General features: G+C 70.5%; 3 protein-coding genes. 1 reads left to right on the top strand and 2 read right to left on the bottom strand.

The window, feature by feature from the left end; translation table 11 throughout:
* Positions 1-186 precede the first annotated feature (186 nt).
* Positions 187-813 (top strand): DUF4245 family protein, encoded by a 627-nt coding sequence (locus ACFVJS_RS27580; protein WP_378886735.1) that lies wholly within the window; start codon positions 187-189, stop codon positions 811-813.
* Between the two features lie 17 nt (positions 814-830).
* On the opposite strand, the gene ACFVJS_RS27585 is transcribed toward ACFVJS_RS27580, so the two are convergent.
* Positions 831-1,034, bottom strand: coding sequence for an exodeoxyribonuclease VII small subunit (locus tag ACFVJS_RS27585; RefSeq protein ID WP_378886736.1), 204 nt, complete (start codon positions 1,032-1,034; stop codon positions 831-833).
* Positions 1,027-2,283, bottom strand: a complete 1,257-nt coding sequence (xseA, locus tag ACFVJS_RS27590) for an exodeoxyribonuclease VII large subunit (RefSeq protein ID WP_378886737.1) — start codon at positions 2,281-2,283, stop codon at positions 1,027-1,029. Before xseA ends, ACFVJS_RS27585 begins: the two co-directional genes overlap by 8 nt.
* Positions 2,284-2,360: the final 77 nt, after the last annotated feature.

Consider the following 2,360-nt stretch of genomic DNA (forward strand, 5'->3'; position numbering starts at 1 on the left):
GTGTCGTCGCTGACGCCGAGGAGATCGGCGGCTTCGGCGATGCGGTACGAGGTCACCGGAGGAGTATCGCATCTGCGGAGGTATCTCGCTTCGATTGTCCTCATCTGCGGAACACGCGGACTCGGAGGTCGAGCCTGTCGAGACCACGATTCGAGGGAACATCGGTCGAGTGGGACCATGGAGGACGTGAGCGACACCGATCAGCAGCAGCCCGCCCAGCCGTCGAATCAGCCGACGAGCGAGCAGCCGGAGACCCCGGCGCGCAGCTACCCGCGTACGTTCGGTGCTCTCATCGGGTCGATGATCTTCCTGCTCGCCCTCGTGGTCCCGATCGTGCTGATCGTGCAGTGGCGCGGCAACCTCGAGCGCGAGGTCAGCGGTGCCAACGAGACCTACAAGGCCGACTGGGCCGAGGCCGTACGCAGTGCTCAGGCCGCCGACCTCGACATCGTCTACCCGCGCGAGCTGCCCTCGGGCTGGTATGCCAACACCGACCCGTCCTACAAGGGCGGCGAGGAGCCGGCCTGGACCATGTCGTTCGTCAAGGGCGAGACCTCCTACGTCGGCCTGGAGCTCTCCGCCCGCTCGGCGCAGGCGCTGGCCCAGAAGAACGTCGACACCCAGGCCAAGAAGGGCGACGAGGTCAGCATCGAGACGGACGTCGCCACCACCTGGACAGAGTGGTCCGACTCCGACGGCGACAGCGCCTACTCGACCGAGGTCGACGGCCAGACCCTGATGCTCTGGGGCCCTAAGGACGGCGACGTACGCGACTACCTCGCGCTGCTCACCACCGAGCCGCTGAAGAAATAGCGCCCAGCGAGGCGATGTCAGTCGTCGGCGATCGCGGCGTCGATCTTCTTCCGGGCGCCGTCGAGCCACTCCTGGCACAGCGTGGCCAGCTTCTCGCCGCGCTCCCACAGGGCCAGCGACTCCTCGAGGGTGATGCCGCCGGCCTCGAGCCGACGGACGACCTCGACCAGCTCTTCGCGGGCCTGCTCGTAGGAGAGGTTCTTGTCGGTGCCGTCAGTCATCGGCTTCGTCCTCGGTGGTCTCGGTCTTCTCGGTCTTCTCGGTCTTGGTGATGGTGGCGGACAGACGGCCGTCGGCGAGGCGGATGCTCACGGCCGCCCCCTCGGCGGCGTCGGCGACGCTGGTGAGCACGTGTCCGTCGGCGTCCTGGGCGACGGCGTAGCCCCGCCTGAGCGTCTCCAGGGGTGAGAGCGCGCGGGCGCGGGCACGATGGTGGCCGATGTCGTCGGCCGCCCGGTCGAGGGCGTGCCCCACGGTGCGGCGGGCACGGTCGCGCAGCGAGGTGACCTCGTCGCGCCGGGCGTCGATCAGGGAGCGCGGGTCGGCCAGCACCGGGCGCGAACGCAGCGCGTCCAGCAGGGTCTGCTCGCGATGGAGCAACGCGGTGATCCCGCCGCGCAGCCGGTCTCGGCCGGTCGCGACGATCCGCTGCTCCTCGACCACGTCCGGGACGACCAGCTTGGCGGCGTCCGTCGGCGTAGAGGCCCGTACGTCGGCAGCCAGGTCCAGCAGCGGCGAGTCGGGCTCGTGGCCGATCGCGGAGACCACCGGGGTGCGAGCGGCGTGCACGGCGCGGATCAGGTGCTCGTCGGAGAACGGCAACAGGTCCTCGACCGAGCCTCCGCCACGGGCGACGACGATGACATCGACCTCGGGGTCGCGGTCGAGCCGCTGCAGCTTCTCGACCACGTCGGCCGCGCTGCGCGACCCCTGCATCGCCGCGTACGCCACCTCGAACCGCACCTGCGGCCACCGCCGCCGCGCGTTCTCGAGCACGTCGCGCTCGGCCGCGGAGTTGGCCGCGGTGACCAGCCCGACCTTCGTCGGCAGGAAGGGGAGCGGCCGCTTGAGCTCGGCCGCGAAGAGTCCCTCGGCGGCCAGCAGCTGCCGGCGCTGCTCGAGGCGGGCGAGCAGCTCGCCGAGCCCGACCGGACGGATGTCGCGGGCCTGCAGCGACAGGGTGCCGCGGTTGGCGTAGTAGGAAGGCTTCGCGTGGATGATCACCGACGCGCCCTCGACCAGCGGTGGGTTGAGGCTGTCGAGCAGGAACCGGGTGCAGGTCACAGGCACCGAGATGTCGGCCACCGAGTCGCGCAACGTCAGGAACACCGTCTGCATCCCCGGTCGCCGGCTCAGCTGGGCCACCTGCCCCTCCACCCACACCGCACCGAGCCGGTCGATCCAGTTGCCGATCGCGTTCGCGATCTGCCGCACCGGAGCGGGCGACTCAGGGGAGGTCTCGAGAGCCATGCCGCCACCCTAATGCCCGCCGACCCGGCGCATCTGTCCCGTGCACGGATGCCGACTCGGCGCGTCTGTCCCGCCTG

This window comes from Nocardioides sp. NPDC057772 (genome assembly GCF_042798075.1).
Lineage (GTDB): Bacteria > Actinomycetota > Actinomycetes > Propionibacteriales > Nocardioidaceae > Nocardioides.

What these genes read in the sequence shown, in the direction of transcription:
- ACFVJS_RS27585 (WP_378886736.1), bottom strand. Translation starts at nt 1,034, where the DNA reads ATGACTGACGGCACCGACAAGAACCTCTCCTACGAGCAGGCCCGCGAA.
- xseA (WP_378886737.1), bottom strand. Translation starts at nt 2,283, where the DNA reads ATGGCTCTCGAGACCTCCCCTGAGTCGCCCGCTCCGGTGCGGCAGATC.